We start from the raw sequence: 22,503 nt of genomic DNA, 5'->3' as shown, positions 1-22,503 counted from the left end.
GCCGGGCTCAGTTCTTGATCCGCCACCCGCGGCTCAGCAGCGTGTAGCAAGCAATCGCCAGCACCACGTCGATCACCAGGATCACGAGGCTGCCGAGCAGCACCGGCGAGTCCGTGATGCCCAGGAAGCCGTAGCGGAAGCCGGAGATGATGTAGAAGAACGGGTTGGCGTGGCTGATGTTGTGGAAGATCGGCGACAGCCGGTCCACCGAATAGAAGGTGCCCGACAGCAAGGTCAGCGGCGCGACCACGAAGTTGGTCACCGCCGCGGCATGATCGAACTTCTCGGCCCAGATCGACGTCAGCACGCCGATCAGCGCGAGGAACACCGATCCCAGCAGGCCGAACCACAGCACGGCCAGCGGATGCGCTGGCAGCACGTGTACGCCCGGCCACAGCAGCATCGCCAGCCAGACGGTCGCGCCAACCAGGAACGCGCGCGTCACGGCGCCGCCCACCAGCGCCGTCAGCAGTTCCGCAACGGACAGCGGCGGCATCAGATAATCGACGATCGTGCCCTGGATCTTGCCGACCAGCAGCGAAAAGCTGGCATTGGCAAAGGCGTTGTTCAACATGCCCATGACGATGAGGCCAGGGGCCACGAAATCGGCAAAGGCAACCGTGGTGCCGCCTAGATGAACCTCGCTTCGCCCGCCCAGTGCGACGGTGAAGATGATGAGATACAGAAGCGTCGTAATCGCCGGCGCCCAGATCGTCTGGAGCTGCACCTTGAAGAACCGGCGCACCTCCTTCACATATAGGGTCTTCAGGCCGCCCCAATTGACGTTCCGGATCGTCGGCACGCCGGGCGCGCTCCTGATCAACGATTGATCTTTGCCGATCGGGGGGTGGCTGCTCATTGCGCAATCGCGTAGTCGCTGCCGCTGCCCGCCGCAAGAAATGAAGGAACGACGAGTCCCATGTCCTGGACCGAGGAACGGATCGATACGCTGCGCAAGATGTGGGAAGGCGGCCAGACCGCCAGCCAGATCGCCGAGGCGCTGGGCGGCGTCAGCCGCAATGCCGTGATCGGCAAGGCGCACCGCCTGGGGCTCCAGTCGCGTCCCTCGCCCGTCGTCCCGAAGGATGCGGAGGCAAAGGCACAGGTGCAGGCGGAAGCGCCCGCCGCTGCCGCGGCACCGCCTCCGCCACCACCCGCACCGCCGGCGCCTCCGCCAGCCGCACCGGTCGCAACTGCCAAGCCGTCGCCAGCGCCTGCCCCGACGTCGAAGCCGACAGCCCCTGCCTTTACCCAGGCATCGGAGCCCAAGCCGATCACCATCACTACGCCACTTGAACCCGAGCGGTCGGTGGATCAGGCGCGGATGGTTCGTTCGGTTGGTCCCGGCGGCTTCGTGCGCCAGGCACCAGGTGAACAGCAGGCCCCCAGCACGCCGGCGCCGCCGCGCCGCCTGGTTCCCGCCAAGCCGTCACCTGAAATGGCCGGCAAGACGACTTTGCTCGATCTCAGCGACAAGGTCTGCAAATGGCCGCTCGGCCACCCGGGTGAGCCGGATTTCCACTTCTGCGGTGAAAAGGTGAACCCCGGCTTCCCGTATTGCGTCGCGCATTGCGGCCACGCCTATCAGGCGCAGCTGCCGCGCCGTGATCGCCGCGCTGCGCCGCTGCCGTTCGGCGGCCCGCGCCCACGCTAAGGGCCGCGTACATGTTGCTCCGGTCTGACCGGGGCGGCTGGAAACGAAAACGGATCCGCTCCCTCACTGGGCGCGGATCCGTTTCCTTTTGGCGAAACCGCCACTTCTGAAAGGCTGTGCTGCGACCGGGCTTGCGGCCGATCGCAGCGTGCTTGATCAGAAGCGGAACGCGGCAGTTGCGCGCAGCGAGTGCCACCGGAACTTGTCATCACTGCGACGGAAGTCGGTGCCACCTGCGTTACCGAGCAGGAACGGGTTGGTCGCCGGGGTCGTGCCGGTGCTGCCGGCGCGGACGCGGTAATCGTCGTCCTGATACTGATGGTACATGTATTCGAGGCCGACCGAGAAGTTGCGGCCGATGCGCTGCTCGACGCCGCCACCGCCGGTGATGCCCCACTGGTTGCGCTTGCCGCTTTCAGTGAAGGCGTTCGCCGTGTTGGTGGTGGTGAAGCTGCGGTCGATCCGCGCATAGCCCGGGCCGAACGTGCCGTAGAACAGCGTGGTGTCGTTCGGGGTGTAGCCGATGCGGCCGCGGATGCTCGATTCCCAATCGACGGAGCGCGTCATGGTGTAGGACGCGGGCGTCGTCGAGAAGGCGCTGACGCTGTCGTTGATCTCGCTCTTGCCGAACTCGCCGACCACGCCGACGACCAGGCGGCCGCGCTGCTGATCAGCACCGACGCGGGCGTAATAGGACCAGCCGTCCTTGTCGTTGCGGCAGCCAGCACCCGCGACCGGGTTCGTCGGCGAAACGGCGGCCAGGGCCGCACCGTTGCAGAAGCCGCCGATCGGCGCGCCGAATGCGTTCGCGCCGGTGGCGGTGCTCACCGTGTCTCCGAACGTGCCGTTCAGATCGCGATCGAACAGGATCGAGGAGCCGACATCGTTCGGCTGAACGTCATAGCCGCCGGCCACGCCGACGTAGATGCCCGAGAAGCCGGGATCTTCATCGCTGGTCTGCGCGGACACGGCCGGGGAGACCATCGCAGCAGCAAGACCGGCAAGCAAAAGGGGTTTGAAGTTACGCGACATACAACGCGACCTTTTTCGTGGGTGGGGAGCACAGGGAACGGCGACGGCCGCTGAAAGGATGCATGTCGAAGCGTGTCCAGGCCGGATTGGCGGCCGCGCTGTTGCATGCATGCAACAGTTCGCCGGGCAGGGTCTGGCTGCTATAGAGCGCTATGGCCGATCCCGATCTGTTCCGTTCCGTCGTCCCCACCACTGATTATGACGCATCCTCGATCGAGGTGCTGGAAGGGCTGGAGCCGGTGAGGCGCCGGCCGGGCATGTATATCGGCGGCACTGATGAGCGGGCGCTTCATCACCTCGCCGCCGAAGTGCTCGACAATGCGATGGATGAAGCGGTTGCCGGCCACGCGACGCGGATCGAGGTGACGCTGGACGCCGGCAATCGCCTTACCATCGTCGATAATGGGCGCGGCATCCCGGTCGATCCCCACCCCAAGTTTCCGGACAAGAGCGCGCTCGAGGTGATCCTCTCGACGCTCCATTCGGGCGGCAAGTTCGCGGGCAAGGCCTACGCCACCAGCGGCGGACTTCATGGGGTCGGCGTTTCGGTCGTGAACGCGCTGTCGTCGGATACCGTGGTCGAGGTCGCGCGCGACCGGCAGCTTTATCGCCAGCGTTTCTCACGCGGCCAGACGCTGGGGCCGCTCGAAAACGTCGGTGCCGCACCCAACCGTCGCGGCACATCGGTCGCCTTCACGCCTGATCAGGAGATTTTCGGCCCCGAACTGTTGTTCAAGCCGGCTCGCCTCTATCGTCTCGCACGCTCGAAGGCATATCTCTTCGCCGGCGTCGAGATCCGCTGGAAATGCGCACCGGAACTGATCACGGACGATACGCCGCCCGAGGCGGTGTTCCAGTTCCCCGGCGGCCTTGCCGATCACCTGCGCGAACAGATCGGTGGCCGGGAGTGCGCGACAGCGGATTTCCTCGCCGGCTCGCAGGAGTTCCCGGGCGAGGCCGGCCGCGTCGAATGGGCCGTCGCCTGGCCCTTGTGGTCGGATGGCAGCTACAGCTGGTATTGCAACACCATCCCCACCCCCGACGGCGGCACGCATGAACAGGGTCTGCGTCAGGCGCTCGTCCGCGGCCTTCGCGCCTTTGGCGAGCTGGTCAACAACAAGCGTGCGAAGGATCTGACCGCGGACGACGTGATGGTCGGCAGTGAGCTCATGCTCAGCGTCTTCATCCGCGAACCGCAGTTCCAGTCGCAGACCAAGGATCGGCTGACCTCGCCAGAGGCCGCAGGGCTGGTCGAGAAGGCGGTGCGCGACCATTTCGATTACTGGCTTGGCCACAACATGGATCGCGGTCGCGCGCTGCTCGGCTACGTCCTGGAGCGGATGGACGAGCGGCTGCGGCGCAAGGCCGAGCGCGAGGTGAAGCGCAAGACCGCGACCTCCTCGCGCAAGCTGCGGTTGCCGGGCAAGCTCACCGATTGCGCCAACGACAGCAACGAGGGCACCGAACTCTTCATCGTCGAAGGCGACAGCGCCGGTGGCAGCGCGAAGCAGGCGCGCGATCGCAAGACGCAGGCGATACTGCCTATCCGCGGCAAGATCCTGAACGTCGCCTCCGCCACCAGCGCCAAGATCCTCGCCAACCAGGAGATCGCCGATCTGGGCCAGGCGCTCGGCTGCGGCACCCGCAAGGATTGCCGCCCGGATAACCTCCGGTACGAACGCGTCATCATCATGACCGACGCTGACGTGGACGGCGCGCACATCGCGACGCTGCTGATGACCTTCTTCTTCCAGGAAATGCCCGAACTGGTGCGCCGCGGGCACCTCTATCTCGCGCAGCCGCCGCTCTACCGACTGACGGTGGGCGCCAAGTCGCTCTACGCGCGCGACGACGCGCATCGTGCCGAGATCGAGGCGACGGTGTTCAAGGGCAAGAAGGTCGAGGTCTCGCGCTTCAAGGGTCTGGGGGAGATGAACCCCGGCCAGCTGCGCGAAACCACCATGGATCCCGCCACCCGCAGCCTGATCCGCATCACCCTGCCGCAGGAATATGAGGAGCGGGCAGGCGTGAAGGATCTCGTCGATCGGCTGATGGGCACCAACCCCGCCCATCGCTTCGCCTTCATCCAGGAAAACGCCGCGCGCCTCGACGAGGAGGCAATCGACGCGTGACGCGGCCTGGTTACCGCGTCACTCGGCGGTGATCAGTTCAAGCGGCCGAACGGGTCGATGCCCGCGCCACCACCTTCGTTGCCCTTGTACCGCATGTTCTGGATCCGCTCGACGGACTGGCGATCCAGTCGCGCCATCTCGGTCCATTCGGCGGCGGTCAGGCAACGCTTGCGCGCCCCAAGGCGGCTCCCCGTAACATTCTCCTTGCGGCAGACGACGCGGTTCTGATCGCCCTTGCTGATGTTCTCATCCTTGGGCTCGGCGGATACGATTGCGGGAATGGCCAAGAGGCCAAATGCTGCCATGACAATCTTCTTCATCGAATCCACCCCTGTTGCTGCAAACCCCATATCGCACGTGCAGCATCAACTCCATTGATCTGCTTGGGGCGGAAATACTGCTTCGTCGCAAAATTGGCCGGGTGACCGGGGCGGGGCGAGCCCCTATCTGTAGCCGATGCGCAAACCCAAGGCCGGGCTTCCCACCCGTCAGCAGATCCTCGACTTCATCTCCACCAGCGATACGCCAGCCGGCAAGCGCGAGCTCGCGCGCGCCTTCGGGTTGACCGCGCAGGAGAAGATCGGCCTCAAGGCGCTGTTGAAGGATATGGCCGACGAAGGCCTGATCGACAGCGCTCCCGGCCGCGCCTTCCACAAGATGGGCGGGCTGCCCAAGGTGACGGTGCTGCGCATCGTCGATGTCGACGACAGCGGCACCATCTGGGCGACGCCGGAGCGCTGGGAGGCGGACGTCCCCCCGCCGCGCCTTCGCGTGCGGGAGCGCAAGCGCGGCGAGCTTGGTGTCGGCACACGCGTGCTCGCGCGTACCGAGGAAGCCGGCAATGGCTGGATCGCGCACCCCTTGAAGACGCTTGCGCCTGCCGCGGAACAGATGATCGGCGTGCTCCGCGGCGAGGGCGATCGGCTCTGGCTGCAAGGCGTGGAGAAGAAGGACCGCCGCGAATATGCCGTCTCGGACGCCGGCGATGCGGAGGCCGGCGATCTCGTCCTCGCCGAACGAGCCGGGCGCCCGCCGCGCATCACCGCGCGCGTCGTGACGCGCCTGGGCGATCCCTTCGCGCCCCGCAGTTTCTCGCTGATCGCGATCCACAAGCACGAGATTCCGCACGTCTTCAATCAGGAGACGCTGGACGAGGCCGAACGAGTCGCCCGCCAGCCGCTCGGGGCGGGTCGCGAGGATCTCACCCACCTGCCGATCGTCGCGATCGATCCCGCCGACGCCCGCGATCATGACGATGCGATCTGGGCCGAGCGAGACGATGATCCCGCCAATCCGGGCGGGTGGAGGGCGATCGTCGCCATCGCCGATGTCAGCTTCTACGTGCGCCCGGGCAGCGCGCTCGATCGTGAGGCGCGCCGCCGCGGCAATTCGGTTTATTTCCCCGATCGCGTCGTCCCGATGCTGCCTGAAGTGCTCTCGGCCGATGTCTGCTCGCTGAAGCAGGGCGAGGATCGCGCGGCGCTCGCCTGCCACCTTCAGGTAACGAAGGAGGGCGCGCTCAAGTCCTTCCGCTTCACCCGCGCCATCGTCCGGATCGCAGCCAATATCGCCTATGAGGATGCTCAGGCAGCGATCGACGGCACCGCGCCGCTCCCGCTTTCAGAAGAAGCTGCGCCGCGCGCCGACGAGATCATGGCGGCGCTGCGGCATCTGTGGGATTGCTGGGCTGGCCTCTCGATCGCCCGCGACAAGCGCGAGCCGCTCGCGCTCGATCTGCCGGAACGGCAGGTCGCGCTCGACGAGAAGGGGCGCCTGCTGTCGGTCGCCCCGCGCGAGCGGCTGGACGCGCACCGGCTGGTCGAGGATTTCATGATCGCCGCCAATGTCGCCGCCGCCAAGGCGCTGGAGGCGAAGAAGGCGCCGGTGATGTACCGCATCCACGAGCCGCCCGCGCGCGAGAAGCTGGTCGGTCTCAAGGATTATCTCGCCACCTTCGATGTCGCCTTCGCACTTGGCCAGGTGATCAAGCCGGCAACGTTCAACCGCATCATCGACCGGGTGGGGGATGCCGATTTCCGCCCGCAGGTGATGGAGCAGATCCTTCGCTCGCAAACGCAGGCCTATTACGGCCCGGCAAACCACGGCCACTTCGGCCTGTCGCTCGGCTCCTATGGCCACTTCACCTCGCCGATCCGCCGCTACGCCGATCTCCTCGTCCATCGCGCGCTGACCAGCGCCTATGCGCTTGGCCCCGGCGGCCTCAACGGCGACGAGGATTTCGAGCGGCTTGGCGAGACGATCAGCAAGCTCGAACGCCGCGCGATGGAGGCGGAGCGCGACACGATCGATCGCTATGTCGCGGCCTTCCTCGCGGAGAAGGTGGGCGAGGTGCTCGATGCGCGGATCACCGGCATCCAGAACTTCGGCTTCTTCGCGACCGTCGAGGGCATCGGCGGCGACGGGCTGATGCCGATCAGCGACCTTGGCGGCGAGTATTTCCGTCATGACGAGACGAGCCATCGCCTCGTTGGGGAGACGAGCGGCGAGGAATATACGCTCGGCCAGCGGTTGAAACTGCGGCTCGCGGACGCCAACCCGGTGTCGGGTGCGTTGCGGTTCGAACTGCCGGAGGGCAAGGGCGCGCGGCCGGCGCGTCGCGGCGAACGGGAAGATCGCGGCGCCCGCGTGCTCAAGCGGCGCGGGCGGCCAGGAAACATCCGGCATCAGGGGCGGAGGAAGTAACCATGGCGAACATCGTGGTGCGTACGGCGGAACGCTATTCGACGCGGGCGCAAAGCCGGATCGTGGAGCGCCTGCGTGCAGGCGGCGCGCTTCGCCCCGCAGCCGCCATCGCGCTCGTGCCCAACGGACGGGCGGAGAAGCGTCTGCTCGAACGGATGGTCAAGTTCCGTGCCGTCGTGCCGGAGGGGGAAGGCCGTTACTGGCTCGACGAGCGTACGCTGGGCCATTTCCGCAAGGAAGAGCTGGCGCGCGTCCTCGGCGCCATCGCGGTCGCCGGCTTTGCCGCAGCGGGGGCAATCGCACTGGGGCGCTGACACTGCGCCCCAGCGCGCATTACGTCAGTCGGCGACGAAGGTCATGCCGGCCCGCGCGATCAACCGCTTGCGAAGCTCAGGCCCCATCAACGCGCCCGGCGTCCAGATCCCGCCTTCGCCCTCGACGTCCTGGACAAGGCACAGCGCGCTTTCCGCCAGCATCCGGCTGGTCGAGCCATAGCCCGGGTCGCGATCGCCGGTCACCACTGCGTCGATTCGCGTCCCGTCCGGCATCAGGCCGGCGAACAGCACGTCATAGCTGCCGTTCTCGCGCTCTTCCTTCGTCGGCCCTTCGCCGGGCTTGGGCCCCTTGTCGCCGGCGAGCGGGTTCAGCTTCGCGAGCGCTTCCGCCGCAGCTTTGCCCATCTCGCCCAGCCCGGCGACCATCATCTCGTCATAGACGAAGTCGTCGCCGTAGCGCTGGCCGAGCAGGAAGTTGGTGCGGTGCACGTTCTTGGTGTTGATCGGCGCCATCACGAACGGCGCCACCCAGGCGTCGATAGTCGTATCATGTTCCGGGATCAGCCCGGTCGGCTGGTGCGCGCCCTTGTGCCCCGGGGTCAGCGCGAAGGGGCTGGCGAGCAGCGCGATCAGCGACGGATCCTTGGCTGCCGCCGCCATCGTTGCCTTCAGGCTCGCTGCGGTGCCGCCCGAGAAGCCGCCCTTCATTGTGCGCACGCGGCCCTTTACGCGAGGGGCTGGGCGGCCGAAGCGGGCCATCGCCGCCTCCTGCAGCGTCAGCACGCCAAGGTCGAAGGGGATCGAATCGAACCCGCAGGAAAAGACGATGCGCGCGCCGCTCGCCTTCGCCTGCTCATGATGCGCGTCGATCATGCGACGCATCCAGCCCGGCTCGCCGCACAGGTCGACATAGGCGGTGCCCGTCGCGGCGCAGGCGGCAACAAGGTCGCTGCCGTACAGCTGATACGGTCCGACGGTCGTGATCACGACGGTGGTGCGCTCGCACATCGCGCGCAGCGAGGCGGGATCATCGGCATTGGCGGTGATCAGCGGCACGTCCGCCGAGATCCCCAGTTCGGCGCGCACTTCCTGAAGCTTGGTGAGCGAGCGTCCCGCCATCGCCCAGCGCACGCCTTGCGGGTAAGCGCCCGCGATATATTCCGCCACCAGGCGCCCGGTGTAGCCGGTAGCGCCATAGACGATCACGTCGAAGTCGTTCGCCATTATCTCTCTCCCCTCAGGCCGCTTCGCTGAATTGCAGGCTGGCGAGCCGCGCATAAAGGCCGCTGCGCGCCATCAGCGTCGCATGCGTTCCTTCTTCCACGATTCGTCCTTCGTCCATCACGACGATGCGATTTGCCGCGCGCACGGTGGCGAGGCGATGCGCAATCACCAGCGTGGTGCGATCCGCCATCAGCCGTTCCAGCGCCTCCTGCACGAGGCGCTCGCTTTCGGCGTCAAGCGCGCTGGTCGCCTCGTCGAGCAGCAGGATCGGCGAATTGCGCAGCAGCGCGCGCGCGATCGCCACCCGCTGGCGTTGTCCGCCCGACAGGCGCGCGCCGCCTTCGCCAAGAAATGTATCGAGCCCCTCCGGCAGTGCGCGCAGGAAGCTGGCCGCATTGGCCGCTTCCGCCGCCGCCCACAGCGCCTCGTCATCCGCGTCCCACCGGCCATAACGGAGGTTGTCACGCGCGGAGGCGCCAAAGATCACCGTCTCCTGCGGCACCATCGCGATCCGCGCGCGCACCGCGCCCGGATCCGCATCGCGCAGGTCCACCCCGTCGATCAGCACGCGGCCCGCCTCGGGATCGTAGAAGCGCTGCAGCAGCTGGAACAGCGTCGATTTGCCCGCCCCCGACGGGCCGACCAGCGCTACCGTCTCGCCGGGCGCCACCGTCAGCGAGAAATCGTGCAGCGCCGCCACCTCGCGGCGCGTGGGATAACGGAACGCGACATGCTCGAAGGCGATCGCGCCGCGCGCCGGCTCGGGCAGGGCCGCGGGATCCGCAGGCGCGGCGATCTCGGGCTGCTCGGACAGAAGCTCGGCGAGCCTCCCAGCCGCACCAGCACCGCGCAACAACTCGCCATAGACTTCCGTCAGAGCGCCAAATGCGCCCGCGACGATACCGCCCGTGAGCACGAATGCCGCGATCGAACCGCCCGAAATCTCGCCGGCGGCAACGTCCGTCGCGCCCTCCCACAGCACCAGCGTGATCGATCCGAAGATCAGCCCGATGACGATCGCGGTCATCACCGCGCGCAGCAGGATGCGCTTCTCCGCCGCCACCATGGTCGCCTCGACCGCGCCGGCGAAGCGCTGCGCCTCGCGCCGCTCCTGCCCGAACGCCTGGACGATCTTCATCGCCCCCAGCGTCTCGGTCACCATCGATCCGACGTCCGCGATCCGGTCTTGCGACGTGCGCGAATAGGTCCGCACGCGCTTCCCCAGCAGCATGATCGGCAGCACCACCAGCGGGATGCCCAGCACCAGCATGCCAGCGAGCTTGGGCGAGATCGCGAACAGGTAGATCAGCCCGCCGATGCCGGTGAAGGCGTTGCGCAGCGCCACCGATACTGTGGTCCCGACCACCATCTCGATCTGCGCGGTATCCGCCGTCATGCGGCTGGCGATTTCAGACGGGCGGTTCTCCTCGAAGAAGCGCGGGCTCAGCGTCAGCAGATGGCGCTGCACCGTCCGCCGGATGTCCGCCACTACCCGCTCGCCCAGCCACGACACGAAGTAGAAACGCACCGCCGTGCCAACCGCCAGCACCGCGACGATCATCAGCATGTAGTGGAAGGCTTCCGCCACCGCCTCGCCGCCGCCCGACGTGAAGCCGCGGTCGACCACGCGCTTGAAGCTGTAAGGAATGGCGATCGTCGCGGCGGAGGTGACCGCCAGCGCGACCCAGGCGGCGGCGATCTGCTTCGGATACCGCTTGGCATGATGCCAGACGAGAGCAAGGTTGCCGATCCGCCGGCTGGTAGGAGGTTCGTTGGTCGCGCTGCTTGCCATCGCGGGCGTCTAGCAGCCGGTCGGGTGTGGCTCAACGGCCACCGCCCGGGACCGATTGTCCCGGTACCTCTTTGTGCACATGCACAATTACTATATCTGTGCCGGACTTAGCCGCGTTTCAGGATACCCGATGCTCTACGACGCGTACGAATTTCAGCGTTCGATCCTGGCAACTGCCAGCGCCATGGCGAATTTTGGCGCCGGCATGCTGCAGAACCCGGCAAACCCGTTCGCCTATATGGGTGGTGGGCAGGTGATCGCCTCGGCGCTGGAGGTATTCGCCCATGCTGCGGCTGCGCGCGGAAAGCCCGCGTTCGGCCTCGATCACACCGTCATCGACGACCGCGACGTGGCCGTGCGTGAGGAGATCGTGCTCCAGAAGCCGTTCGGCCAGCTGAAGCGCTTCGTGCGCGAGGGCGCGGAAGGCGGACCGCGCCTGCTGATCGTCGCGCCCATGTCAGGCCATTTCGCGACGCTGCTGCGTGGCACGGTGGAGCGGATGCTCCCGTTCGCGGACGTCTACATTACCGATTGGTGCGATGCGAAGCTGGTCCCGGTGGAGGAGGGCAGCTTCGATCTCGAGGATTACGTCGACTATCTCGTCGCTTTCCTCGAGAAGATCGGGCCCGGCGCGCACATGCTGGCAGTCTGCCAGCCCTCGGTGCCCGCCTATGCCGCCGCCTGCCTGATGAGCGCGCATGAGCACCCTTGCCGCCCGCGCACGCTGACGATGATGGGCGGGCCGGTCGACACGCGTGAAGCGCCCACCGCGGTCAACACGCTGGCGACCGAACGTCCGCACGCGTGGTTCGAACAGAACGTCATCGCCACGGTGCCCACCATGTATCCGGGCGCCGGCCGCCGGGTGTACCCGGGCTTCCTGCAGCTCACCGGCTTCATGTCGATGAACCTCGGCAATCACATGATGAGCCATTGGGAGATGTTCAAACATCTCGTCGAGGGCGACGGCGAAAGCGCCACCGCAACCAAGGAATTCTACGACGAATATCGCTCCGTCAGTGACATGACGGCCGAATTCTATCTGCAGACGATCGACCTCGTGTTCCAGCGCCACGCGCTGCCGCGCGGGCTGATGACGCATCGCGGTGAGACGATCGATCCTGCGGCGATCAAGGACATCGCGCTGCTCGCGATCGAGGGCGAGCGCGATGATATCTCCGGCCTCGGCCAGACGAAGGCCGCGCTGACGATCGCGACCGGGCTGCCGGAGGAAAAGAAGCGCTATTACATGGCCGAAGGCGTCGGCCATTACGGCATCTTCAACGGATCGAAGTGGCGCGACCGGATCGCGCCCGTGGTCGAACAGTGGATCACCGCGCACGACTGAGGCGGCGCTTAGGCGAGGCCAGGGGGCGACCCAAGCCGCCCCCGTCCGATTTATCCGACCGAACCGACCTTGGCGTGGCTCGACGATTCCGCGGAATCGATCGTGCCGCCGAACAGCATCTTCAGCCGCCCGCTGATCGACACGTCGGTCTCCCACAGCTCGGCAGACGTGATGTCGAAGCGGTTGAGCCGCGCATCGGCCTTGCCGTTCGGGAACCATGCCTCGACCTGATTGTCCCACAATTTGTCGAACGTCGCCTGGTTCGTCTCCTCGGAGACGCGGCCCGCGAGGCAGGCGAAGAAATCGTGGCCCTTGCCGACGAACTGCGCCATCGCCTCGCCGCCCTTGGCAATGCGGTTGTCGCGCGCGGAGAACATGAACAGCGTGTTCGGCTGGGTTTCGTCCAGCTTCACGCTCATCGGTTCGGAATGTTCGCCGTCCATCAGGCCGATCATCACATACGGGCTTGCTTCAAGCTTCTTCAGGAAGGTTTCGGCGACTTCCTGCGGACTATCCTTATCGGCCATGCGGCACTCTCCTGCTTTAGATCAAGCCGAAGAACGAGGCGAACGTCCGTTGGTTGCGCTGTTTCGGCGCGGCGATCCGCACGCCCGAAAAAGATCGAGCCCCGGCCGCTCGCGGCGGCCGAGGCTCGGGATGATCGCCCGGATCATCGTGGCCGGCACCTGAGGCGCCGGCCGATTGTGCGGATCAGAGGACCTCGAACAGGCCCGCTGCGCCCATGCCGCCGCCGACGCACATCGTGATCACGACATACTTAGCGCCGCGACGCTTGCCTTCGATCAGCGCGTGGCCCGTCATTCGCGCGCCCGACATGCCGTACGGGTGGCCGATCGAGATCGCGCCGCCGTTCACGTTCAGCAGCTCGTTGGGGATGCCCAGCTTGTCACGGCAGTACAGCACCTGCACCGCGAACGCCTCGTTCAGCTCCCACAGGCCGATGTCGTCCATCTTCAGGTTGAAGCGCTCGAGCAGCTTGGGGATCGCGAAGACCGGGCCGATGCCCATCTCGTCCGGCTCGGTGCCGGCAACGGCCATGCCGACATAGCGGCCCAGCGGGGTCAGGCCCTTCTTCTCGGCCAGCTTCTCTTCCATCAGCACGCTGGCCGATGCGCCGTCCGACAGCTGCGAGGCGTTGCCGGCGGTGATGTTGAGATCGGGCCCAAGCACCGGCTTCAGCGACTTCAGGCCCTCCAGCGTGGTGTCCGGGCGGTTGCCCTCGTCCTTGGCCAGCGTCACTTCCTTGTAGGAGACTTCCTTGGTCTCCTTGTCGGTGATCGCCATGTTCGCGGTGACGGGGATGATCTCGTCATCGAACTTGCCGGCGGCCTGCGCGGCGGCGGTGCGCTGCTGCGACTGGAAGCCATATTCGTCCTGCGCGTCGCGGCTGATGCCATAACGCTTGGCCACCACTTCGGCGGTCTGCAGCATCGGCATGTAGATGTCCTTGTGCATCGCGACCAGTTCGGGGTCGGGCTGCACGCGCATCTGCGGCGTCTGGACGATGCTGATCGAATCGACGCCGCCGCCCAGCGTCACGTCCATGTTGTCGACCACGATCTGCTTTGCGGCAGTCGCGATCGCCATCAGGCCCGATGCGCACTGGCGGTCGAGCGACATGCCCGAGACCGAGGTGGGGAGGCCGGCGCGCAGCAGCGAGGTGCGCGCAATGTTGGTCGCCTGCGCGCCCTGCTGGAGCGCGGCGCCCATCACGACGTCCTGGATTTCAGCACCGTCGATCCCGGCGCGCTCGACGGCGGCCTTGATCGCATGGCTGGCGAGCGTCGGCGACAGCGTGTTGTTGAACGCGCCACGATAGGCCCGGCCGATCGGCGTGCGGGCGGTGGAGACGATGACGGCGGAACGCATGATTGTTGTCCTTGGGTAAGGTTGGTGGCCGGTCCGCCCGCGGCTGCGGGCGGCACTCCCTGGGGAGGGCGGCGGTCAGGAGGATATCAGGTGAAGACCTGGGTGATCCACTCCGCGATCATCGCGGGCTTTTCGCTGCCCTCGATCTCGATCGTGGTCTCGGTGGTGAACTGATACTGGCCCGGGCGCTTTTCATCGAACTCGGTCAGCTTGGAACGGCCGCGCACGCGCGATCCCGAGGGCACGGGGGCGAGGAAGCGGACTTTGTTGCCGCCGTAATTCACGCCCATCTTCACGCCGTCGAGCCGCGGCATGCCGGGGTTCTTGGCCGACAGCAGCGGCAGCAGCGACAGCGTCAGGAAGCCGTGCGCGATGGTGGTGCCGAACGGCGTCTGCTTGGCGCGTTCCGGATCGATGTGGATGAACTGGTGGTCACCGGTCGCGTCGGCGAACTTGTTGATCATCTCCTGGGTCACCTCGACCCATTCGGACACGCTTTCCTTGCCGATCGCGGCCTTCATCTCGTCTGCGTTCACGAAGACTCCCCTTGGCTTCCTCATCCCGTTCGCGGGTGCAGCGCACCTGTAGGCGCGAGGGCGCCAGCCTCGCAACCCTTGTGAACCGCAGGATGGAATTTGCCGAGAGCCAAGGGCCGGACCTGCGAACCGGATCTTCGAAAATGCCGTTACGGCAACGGCCAGTGCAGCGACTCGCTTGCCTGTGCCACCATAAATAATGTTATGGTCGTAGGCGAAGCTGCCGGAGGGGCGGCGCAAGTAAGGAGAGGCAGCTTGGCGTACGAGCAGATCATCTATGACGTGAAGGACGGTATCGCGACCATCACGCTGAACCGGCCGGAAAAGCTCAACGCATTCACCGGCACGATGATGGCCGAGATGATCGACGCGTTCGACAAGGTGGATGCCGATGACGACGTGCGCTGCGTCATTGTGACGGGCGCCGGCCGCGCCTTCTGCGCCGGCGCGGATCTGTCGGCGGGCGCCAAGACCTTCGACTATGACAACCGCACCGATCGCCCCGATCACGGCAGCGGCCAGGGCGGCCTCACCTATGAGATGGAAGAGGCGCGTGACGGCGGCGGCCGGCTGACGCTGCGGATCTTCGAATGCCTGAAGCCGGTGATTGCGGCGGTGAACGGCCCCGCGGTCGGCATTGGCTCCACCATGCAGCTGCCGATGGACATCCGCATCGCCAGTGACACCGCGCGCTTCGGCTTCGTCTTTGCACGCCGTGGCATCGTGCCGGAGGCCGCGTCCAGCTTCTTCCTGCCGCGCGTCGTCGGCATCAACCAGGCGCTGGAATGGTGCTTCTCGGGCCGCGTCTTCGACGCGCAGGAGGCACTGAACGGTCGTCTGGTGAAGCAGGTGGTGCCGGGCGGCGAGCTGCTCGCCGTCGCCAATGCCCTTGCTCGCGAGATCGCGGACAATACCGCGCCCGTCTCGGTCGCGCTCACCCGCCAGATGCTGTGGCGCGGGCTCGGCATGAGCCACCCGATGGACGCCCACAAGATCGATAGTCGCGCGATCCTGTCGCGCGGCCGCTCGGGCGATGCGAAGGAAGGCGTCACCTCCTTCCTCGAAAAGCGCACTCCGGTGTATCCGGACAAGGTGTCCGAGGCGATGCCGGACTTCTTCCCGTGGTGGGAAGAGCAGAAGTACGCCTGACGCGCCGTGATCCTTCGGCGCTCGACCTGCGTTATAAGGCGGCATGAGCGCCGAGGATGACAAGAGGCTGGCCGCGGAAGCTGCGGTGGCGGAGGTTCGGGACGGGATGATCGTCGGCCTCGGCACCGGATCGACCGCGGCCTTCGCCATTCAGGCTCTGGCCCGCCGCTGCGCCGCCGGGCTCCGGATCGAGGCGGTGGCGACCAGCGAGGCAAGCACCGCCGCCGCGCTCGACGGCGGCATCATCGTGCGCGATTTCGCCGATGTCGCGACGCTGGACCTCGCGATCGACGGCGCGGACGAGATCGACCGCCGGCTCTGGGCGATCAAGGGTGCGGGCGGGGCGATGCTGCGTGAGAAGACGGTTGCCGCCGCCGCGCGCCGCTTTGTCGTGATCGCCGACGGATCGAAGCGGGTGGAGGCGATCGGAGCGGCCAAGCTCCCGGTCGAGGTGCTTCCCTTCGCCCGCGCCTTCGTCATGAGGCAGCTTCAAGCACTCGGCGCCACCGTCACCGTCCGCCCGGGCTATCGCACCGATAACGGCAATCTGGTCGCCGACTGCCGCTTCGTCGCCATGCCTGATCCCCGCTCCCTCGCGGCCGCGATCGCCGCCATTCCCGGGGCGCTCGGCCATGGCCTGTTCCTTGATGAAGTGGACGCTGCCTATATCGCTTCGAACGGTATCGTTACGCGACTGGAACGCGGCCATACGAACGTTTAGAGGGGCCGGGATTCGGCAACCGGGCAAGGGCCCGTGCGTTCGATCCAATGAATCAGCGAGGCCCCATGACCGACACCGCAACCTCTTCGTCCGCGAATGTTCACGAGGACGGCTCGCCCGAGCGGCTCGCGATCGACACGATCCGCACGCTCTCGATGGATGCCGTTCAGGCGGCCAATTCGGGTCACCCCGGAACGCCGATGGCGCTTGCGCCGGTCGGCCACACGCTGTGGACGAAATTCCTGCGCTACGATCCGGCGAACGCGCACTGGCCCAACCGTGATCGCTTCGTCCTGTCGGTCGGCCACGCCTCGATGCTGCTCTATTCGCTGCTGCATCTCGCAGGCGTGAAGCAGCCCGATGGTGCCCCCGCCGTCAGCCTCGACGATATCAAGCAGTTCCGCCAGCTCGGCTCCAAGACGCCGGGCCACCCTGAGTACAGCCACACCGTCGGCGTCGAGACGACCACCGGCCCGCTCGGGCAGGGCTGCGGCAATTCGGTCGGCATGGCGATCGCCGAGCGCTGGATGGCGGCGCGCTACAACAAGCCCGGCTTCACCCTCTTCGATCATGACGTCTATGCCCTGTGCGGCGACGGTGACATGATGGAGGGCGTCGCCTCGGAGGCCGCGAGCCTCGCCGGTCACCTGAAGCTCTCCAACCTCTGCTGGATCTATGACAGCAACCAGATCTCGATCGAGGGCGATACGGACCTCGCGTTCGATGAGGATGTGGGCAAGCGCTTCGAGGCTTATGGCTGGCACGTCATCCACGTGGATGATGCCAATGATGTCGCGGCGCTGACCAGGGCGTTCGAGGAATTCCGCGCCACCACCGACAAGCCGACGTTCATCGTCGTGAAGTCGGTAATCGGCTGGGGCTCCCCTCGCGCCGGCAGCGAGAAGGCGCATGGCGAGGCGCTGGGCGAAGAGAATGTCCGCCTGACCAAGGAAGCCTATGGCTGGCCGACCGACAAGAGCTTCTACGTCCCCGAAGGCGTGCAGGAAAACTTTGAAAAGGCCATGTCCAGCCGCGCTGCGCCGCTGCGCGAGGCATGGGAGGCGACCCTCCAGAAGTATCGCGCCGAGCACGCCGATCTCGCCAGGGAAGTCGATGCGATCATCAACGGCACGCTGCCCGATGGCTGGGACGCGGAGATCCCGACCTTCGAGGCGGATGCCAAGGGCGTCGCCAGCCGCGACGCCGGCGGCAAGGTGCTGAACGCGATCGCCAAGAAGATGCCGTGGCTGATCGGCGGCTCCGCCGATCTCGCGCCGTCGACCAAGACGGACATCAAGGGCGAGGCATCGTTCGAGGCGGATAATTACGCCGGCCGCAACTTCCACTTCGGCGTGCGCGAACATGCCATGGGCTCGATCGCGGTAGGCATGTCGCTGTCGGGGCTGCGCTCCTATGGCAGCACCTTCCTCGTCTTCCTCGATTACATGCGTCCGCCGGTGCGCCTCTCGGCGCTCATGGAGCTCGGCACCACCTGGATCTTCACGCACGATTCGATCGGTGTCGGTGAAGACGGGCCGACCCATCAGCCGATCGAGATGCTGGCCATGATGCGCGCCACGCCCGGCCTCGACATGTTCCGCCCGGGTGACGCGAACGAGGTTGCCGCCGCATGGCGCGCGATCGTCGAGACGCCGAAGCAGCCGGCTGCGCTGGTCCTGTCGCGCCAGGCGCTGCCGACGCTCGATCGCTCGAAGTACGCCAGCGCTGATGGTGTGAAGCAGGGCGGCTATATCCTCGCCGACAGCGACGGCACGCCGGACGTGATCCTGCTCGCGACCGGCAGCGAGGTGGGCCTTGCGATCCAGGCACATGAGAAGCTGCTTGCCGATGGCGTGAAGAGCCGCGTCGTCTCGATGCCGAGCTGGTATCGGTTCGAGAAGCAGAGCGATGCGTACAAGGAAAGCGTCCTGCCTAAGGCCGTCACCGCTCGCGTCGCGATCGAGATGGCGGGCGAGATCGGCTGGGATCGCTACGTCGGCCTCGCCGGAAAGACGATCACCATGTCCACTTTCGGTGCTTCCGCCCCGATCTCCAAGCTCGCGGACAAGTTCGGCTTCACCGCTGACAACGTGGTGAAGGTGGCGAAAGAAGTCATGGCTGCCTAACTGGTAACAACACCCCCGTCCGGTCCGAGCGAAGTCGGTAACCGGGGCCGGACGGGCTCGGCGTTGTGATGCGCCAACGTGTTTCGGCTTCGCTCGACATGAACGGATGGAGTGAAGAATAATGGGCAGGCTCAACGATCTTGCAGCGCTCGGCCAGGCGATCTGGCTCGATTTCGTCGCGCGCGATTTCCTCAACGAAGGCGGGCTGAAGAAGCTGGTCGATGAGGATGGCGTTACCGGCGTCACCTCGAACCCGACGATCTTCCAGCAGGCGATGGGGCAGGGCACCGCGTATGACGCCAGCCTCGCCGAGTATGACAAGGCACACCCGGGCGCAGCCGCGCTCGATCGGTACGAGTATCTCGCGGTCGAGGACATCAAGGCCGCAGCCGACACGCTTCGCCCGGTCTATGATCGGCTGAATGGCAAGGACGGCTATGTCAGCCTCGAAGTGTCGCCCTATGTCGCCAACGACACTGATGCGACGATCGCCGAGGCGAAGAAGCTCTGGGCGGCAGTCGACCGGCCGAACCTGATGATCAAGATCCCGGGAACCCCCGCCGGTGTTCCGGCGATCGCGGCGACGATCGCCAGCGGAATCAGCGTCAACGTCACCTTGCTCTTCTCGCAGGAGGCATATCAGGCCGTCGCGCTGGCTTATGTCGAGGGGCTGGAGCAGCGCGTCGCGCGCGGTGAGCCGATTGATCGCGTCGCCAGCGTGGCCAGCTTCTTCGTCAGCCGCATCGACAGCAAGATCGACAAGAAGATCGAGGATGGCGTCGGCGGCGATGAAGCCAAGGCGCTGAAGGGCAAGGTGGCGATCGCCAATGCCAAGCTCGCTTACGCCTGGTATCAGGAATTCATCGCCTCGGATCGCTGGCAGGCGCTGGCCGCCAAGGGCGCGCAGCCGCAGCGGCTGCTGTGGGCCTCCACCGGCGTCAAGAACCCGGATTATCCGGACACGCTCTATATCGACACGCTGATCGGCCCTGACACGGTTAACACCGTGCCGCCCAAAACGCTCGATGCGTTCCGCGAGCGCGGCACCGCCGCCGTCACGCTGACGCAGGACGTCGATGGCGCACGCAAGGTGCTGGCCGATGCGGATCGCCTCGGCCTCGATCTGCCGGGCGTCACCGAGGAACTGGCGAGCGAGGGCGTCGCGTCCTTCTCCAAGTCGTTCGACGAGCTCCTCGGCTCGATCCAGGCGAAGCATCCGGCGGACGCCTGACAGGGCGCGGGCGGAACGAAAGGCCGTTCCGCCCCGTTCGCGCTTTTGGCCGCCAGAGCATGGGTCCGAAGCGTAAGTTTCGAGAAGTTTGGCCCGAGCGGCGGTAAAAGCGGGAGCCTTTGACATGAAGATCGGCATCGTCGGCCTTGGCCGCATGGGCGGCAATATCGCGCGGCGCTTGATGCGCGGCGGCCATGAGGTCGTGGTCTGGGATCGCAATGACGATGCGGTGTCGGGCCTCGCCGGGGAGGGTGCGATCGGTGCGTCCTCGCTCGCCGACATGAAGGACAAGCTCGCCAGCCCGGCGATCTACTGGATCATGCTGCCTGCCGGCGCGCCGACCGAAAGCACGATCGAGGAACTGAGCGCGACCGAATGTGCTTCGGGCGACATCATCATCGATGGCGGCAACACCTTCTGGAAGGACGATGTTCGCCGCGCCAAGGCGCTCGCCGAAAAAGGCGTCCGCTATGTCGACGTCGGCACCTCGGGCGGCGTCTGGGGGCTTGAACGCGGCTATTGCATGATGATTGGGGGCGACAAGGAGACGGTCGATTTTCTCGACCCGATCTTCGACACGCTGGCGCCCGGCATCGGCTCTGTGCCCCGCACGCCCAACCGAGGTGAGGATGCCGATCCGCGCGCGGAAAAGGGTTATATCCACGCCGGACGCGCTGGCGCGGGCCACTTCGTGAAGATGGTGCACAACGGCATCGAATACGGCCTGATGCAGGCCTATGCCGAGGGGTTCGATGTGCTGTGGGGCCGCAACGTCGCGCATTTGCCCGAAGAGGAAAGGTTCGACTTCAACATGTCGGAGATTTCTGAGGTCTGGCGCCGCGGCTCGGTGATTTCCTCCTGGCTGCTCGATCTTACCGCCTCGGCTCTGGCGCAGGACCAGAAGCTGGAGCAATTCTCCGGCAAGGTCGCCGATTCCGGCGAGGGCCGCTGGACGATCGAGGCCGCGATGGAACAGGCGACCCCCGTCGCCGTCCTCACCACCGCGCTCTTCGCCCGCTACCGCAGCCGCATCGACGAGATGTACGGCGACAAGTTGCTCTCCGCGATGCGCTACGGCTTCGGCGGCCACGTCGAGATTCCGCAATGAGCGTGCGTTCGTGACGCTCGTCATCAGCGATGTCGACGGCACGCTGGTCGACAAGCAGAAGCAGCTCACCCCCGCCACGATCGAGTCGATCGATCGCCTGCGCACGGCCGGGTTCGGCTTCACGATGATCAGCGCCCGGCCAATGTCGGGCCTGACGCCGCTTGCCGATACGCTGTCGCTCGACGCCCCGATGGGCGCCTTCAACGGCGGCCTCGTCTTCCGCCGCAACGGCGAGATCCTGTGCCGCCACGTCGTCGAGGAAAATGTCGCACGCGGCGCCGTTGCGCTGGCGCAGGAGACGCCGGTGGATATCTGGGTCTTCGCCGACGATCGCTGGTACGCCACCTCCGGGGAAGGCGCGCACGTGCCAAGCGAGCGTCGCGCATCGAATCAGGAGCCGACGATCTGCACCGGATTCGCGGATCTGCTCGACCACGCCGACAAGATCACCTTCGTCAGCGATGATCCCGCCGTTCTCGATGCCTTGCGCGATCGCATCCTCGCGGCCGATCTTGGTGAGGCGACGATCGCCAAGTCGCAGACCTATTATCTCGATGTCACCGCGACGACCGCCAACAAGGGCGACGGAATCGCGCGTCTTGCCGCGGCGATGCACGTCGCGCTCGATCGTACGATCGTGATCGGCGATCAAGCCAACGACCTGCCGATGTTCGCCCGCGCCGGCCGCGCCATCGCGATGGGCAACGCGCCCGACGACGTGAAGGCCATGGCCGCGGACGTCACGCACGGCAACGATGCGGACGGCGTCGCCCACGCCATCGATATGTTCATCCTTGGGAGAATGATGTGAAGCAACTCGTCGCGTTCGATCTCGACGGCACCCTGGCGGAGAGCAAGCAGGCGATCCAGCCGGACATGGGGGAAGCGCTCGCCGATCTGCTCGGCGTGGCGCATGTCGCCGTGATCTCGGGCGGGGACTGGCCGCAGTTCGACAAGCAGGTCGCCTCGCGCCTGCCCGGACGTGCGGACCTGTCGCGCCTGTGGCTGATGCCGACGACGGGCACGAAGCTCTACACCTATCGCGACGGCAAATGGGGCTCGGTCTATGCCGAGCTGTTCTCCGACGAGCAGAAGAAGACGATCCTAAAGGCCTTCGACGAGGCGCTCGAAGCCACCGGCTTCGTCCCGGAGCAGACGTGGGGCGAACGGATCGAGGATCGCGGCAGCCAGATCACTTTCTCCGCGCTCGGCCAGCAGGCGCCGATCCACGCCAAGGAAAGCTGGGATCCGGATTTCGCCAAGCGCAAGGTGATCCAGGCCGATCTCAAGAAGCGCCTGCCTGGCCTCTCGATCAACATGGGCGGCGCGACCTCGATCGACATCACGCAGGAGGGTGTCGACAAGGCCTATGGCCTGAAGCGGCTGCGCGACGAAAGCGGCATTCCGCTCGATGCGATGATGTTCATCGGCGATGCGATCTTCCCCGGCGGCAATGATTATCCGGCGAAGGAACTCGGGCTCGATACGGTCCGGGTGCGCGATCCGCAGGAAACGCTGAGCGTCATCGCCGCCATCGTCGCCTGCCAGAAGTAAGACGGCGCAGCGATCGTCATCCCGGACA

The 22,503-nt window shown here is 66.1% G+C and carries 20 protein-coding genes; 12 read left to right on the top strand and 8 right to left on the bottom strand.

The window, feature by feature from the left end; genetic code table 11:
* Window positions 1–7: 7 nt before the first annotated feature.
* Window positions 8–859, bottom strand: coding sequence for an ABC transporter permease (locus ACH0AE_RS01045; RefSeq protein ID WP_294441978.1), 852 nt, complete (start codon window positions 857–859; stop codon window positions 8–10).
* A gap of 60 nt (window positions 860–919) precedes the next feature.
* On the opposite strand from ACH0AE_RS01045, the gene ACH0AE_RS01040 reads away from it, so the two are divergent.
* Complete coding sequence (locus ACH0AE_RS01040; protein ID WP_294441979.1) at window positions 920–1,654, top strand: GcrA family cell cycle regulator; 735 nt, start codon at window positions 920–922, stop codon at window positions 1,652–1,654.
* Window positions 1,655–1,810: 156 nt separating this feature from the next.
* On the opposite strand, the gene ACH0AE_RS01035 is transcribed toward ACH0AE_RS01040, so the two are convergent.
* Window positions 1,811–2,686, bottom strand: coding sequence for an outer membrane protein (locus ACH0AE_RS01035; protein WP_294441980.1), 876 nt, complete (start codon window positions 2,684–2,686; stop codon window positions 1,811–1,813).
* A 152-nt stretch (window positions 2,687–2,838) separates the two neighbouring features.
* On the opposite strand from ACH0AE_RS01035, the gene parE reads away from it, so the two are divergent.
* Window positions 2,839–4,818 carry a DNA topoisomerase IV subunit B gene (gene parE / locus ACH0AE_RS01030; RefSeq protein WP_294441981.1) on the top strand — a complete coding sequence of 660 codons (1,980 nt, stop codon included), beginning with the start codon at window positions 2,839–2,841 and terminating at the stop codon, window positions 4,816–4,818.
* 32 nt (window positions 4,819–4,850) lie between these two features.
* Here parE and ACH0AE_RS01025 read toward each other — a convergent pair whose 3' ends face one another.
* Window positions 4,851–5,138 (bottom strand): hypothetical protein, encoded by a 288-nt coding sequence (locus ACH0AE_RS01025; RefSeq protein WP_294441982.1) that lies wholly within the window; start codon window positions 5,136–5,138, stop codon window positions 4,851–4,853.
* Window positions 5,139–5,274: 136 nt separating this feature from the next.
* Here ACH0AE_RS01025 and ACH0AE_RS01020 point away from each other — a divergent pair, with 136 nt between their 5' ends.
* Entirely contained in the window at window positions 5,275–7,521 is a 2,247-nt protein-coding gene (locus tag ACH0AE_RS01020; protein ID WP_294441983.1) for a ribonuclease R family protein, read from the top strand.
* A gap of 2 nt (window positions 7,522–7,523) precedes the next feature.
* Window positions 7,524–7,835, top strand: a complete 312-nt coding sequence (locus tag ACH0AE_RS01015; RefSeq protein WP_294441984.1) for a hypothetical protein — start codon at window positions 7,524–7,526, stop codon at window positions 7,833–7,835.
* 24 nt (window positions 7,836–7,859) lie between these two features.
* Here ACH0AE_RS01015 and ACH0AE_RS01010 read toward each other — a convergent pair whose 3' ends face one another.
* Window positions 7,860–9,020, bottom strand: coding sequence for a trans-acting enoyl reductase family protein (locus ACH0AE_RS01010; protein WP_294441985.1), 1,161 nt, complete (start codon window positions 9,018–9,020; stop codon window positions 7,860–7,862).
* 13 nt (window positions 9,021–9,033) lie between these two features.
* Window positions 9,034–10,812 (bottom strand): ABC transporter transmembrane domain-containing protein, encoded by a 1,779-nt coding sequence (locus tag ACH0AE_RS01005; protein ID WP_294441986.1) that lies wholly within the window; start codon window positions 10,810–10,812, stop codon window positions 9,034–9,036.
* Between the two features lie 130 nt (window positions 10,813–10,942).
* Here ACH0AE_RS01005 and ACH0AE_RS01000 point away from each other — a divergent pair, with 130 nt between their 5' ends.
* On the top strand, window positions 10,943–12,160 hold the full coding sequence (locus ACH0AE_RS01000; RefSeq protein ID WP_294441987.1) for a polyhydroxyalkanoate depolymerase: 1,218 nt from the start codon (window positions 10,943–10,945) through the stop codon (window positions 12,158–12,160).
* Between the two features lie 50 nt (window positions 12,161–12,210).
* Here ACH0AE_RS01000 and ACH0AE_RS00995 read toward each other — a convergent pair whose 3' ends face one another.
* The 3 genes from ACH0AE_RS00995 to ACH0AE_RS00985 all read right to left on the bottom strand — a co-directional run bounded on the left by ACH0AE_RS00995 (window position 12,211) and on the right by ACH0AE_RS00985 (window position 14,571).
* Window positions 12,211–12,687 carry a pyridoxamine 5'-phosphate oxidase family protein gene (locus ACH0AE_RS00995; RefSeq protein ID WP_294441988.1) on the bottom strand — a complete coding sequence of 159 codons (477 nt, stop codon included), beginning with the start codon at window positions 12,685–12,687 and terminating at the stop codon, window positions 12,211–12,213.
* A gap of 184 nt (window positions 12,688–12,871) precedes the next feature.
* Entirely contained in the window at window positions 12,872–14,050 is a 1,179-nt protein-coding gene (locus ACH0AE_RS00990; protein WP_294441989.1) for an acetyl-CoA C-acyltransferase, read from the bottom strand.
* 86 nt (window positions 14,051–14,136) lie between these two features.
* A complete protein-coding gene (locus ACH0AE_RS00985) occupies window positions 14,137–14,571 on the bottom strand; it encodes a MaoC family dehydratase (protein ID WP_241212609.1) in 435 nt (144 codons plus the stop codon).
* Between the two features lie 270 nt (window positions 14,572–14,841).
* Between ACH0AE_RS00985 and ACH0AE_RS00980 the strand changes: the two genes are divergently transcribed.
* The 7 genes from ACH0AE_RS00980 to ACH0AE_RS00950 all read left to right on the top strand — a co-directional run bounded on the left by ACH0AE_RS00980 (window position 14,842) and on the right by ACH0AE_RS00950 (window position 22,475).
* Window positions 14,842–15,735, top strand: a complete 894-nt coding sequence (locus ACH0AE_RS00980; RefSeq protein WP_227771001.1) for a crotonase/enoyl-CoA hydratase family protein — start codon at window positions 14,842–14,844, stop codon at window positions 15,733–15,735.
* A gap of 43 nt (window positions 15,736–15,778) precedes the next feature.
* Window positions 15,779–16,456: a ribose-5-phosphate isomerase RpiA gene (gene rpiA, locus ACH0AE_RS00975; RefSeq protein WP_294441991.1), complete on the top strand. Its 678-nt coding sequence runs from the start codon at window positions 15,779–15,781 to the stop codon at window positions 16,454–16,456.
* Window positions 16,457–16,521: 65 nt separating this feature from the next.
* Complete coding sequence (tkt, locus tag ACH0AE_RS00970; protein WP_294441992.1) at window positions 16,522–18,582, top strand: transketolase; 2,061 nt, start codon at window positions 16,522–16,524, stop codon at window positions 18,580–18,582.
* Window positions 18,583–18,703: 121 nt separating this feature from the next.
* A complete protein-coding gene (tal, locus tag ACH0AE_RS00965; RefSeq protein WP_294441993.1) occupies window positions 18,704–19,813 on the top strand; it encodes a transaldolase in 1,110 nt (369 codons plus the stop codon).
* A 124-nt stretch (window positions 19,814–19,937) separates the two neighbouring features.
* Complete coding sequence (gene gnd, locus ACH0AE_RS00960) at window positions 19,938–20,921, top strand: phosphogluconate dehydrogenase (NAD(+)-dependent, decarboxylating) (RefSeq protein WP_294441994.1); 984 nt, start codon at window positions 19,938–19,940, stop codon at window positions 20,919–20,921.
* Window positions 20,922–20,931: 10 nt separating this feature from the next.
* A complete protein-coding gene (locus ACH0AE_RS00955) occupies window positions 20,932–21,732 on the top strand; it encodes a Cof-type HAD-IIB family hydrolase (RefSeq protein WP_294441995.1) in 801 nt (266 codons plus the stop codon).
* The gene (locus tag ACH0AE_RS00950; RefSeq protein ID WP_294441996.1) at window positions 21,729–22,475 is read left to right on the top strand and encodes an HAD-IIB family hydrolase; all 747 of its coding nucleotides are present in this window, start codon (window positions 21,729–21,731) and stop codon (window positions 22,473–22,475) included. The genes ACH0AE_RS00955 and ACH0AE_RS00950 overlap by 4 nt, the downstream gene beginning before the upstream one ends.
* Window positions 22,476–22,503 lie beyond the last annotated feature (28 nt).

Origin of the sequence: Sphingomonas sp. 179-A 2A2 NHS (assembly GCF_045371305.1) — a bacterium.
In the GTDB taxonomy this organism is placed as follows: Bacteria; Pseudomonadota; Alphaproteobacteria; order Sphingomonadales; family Sphingomonadaceae; genus Sphingomonas.
Note: the sequence above shows the minus strand (reverse complement) of the source record. Positions and strands in the feature narration are given on the sequence as shown.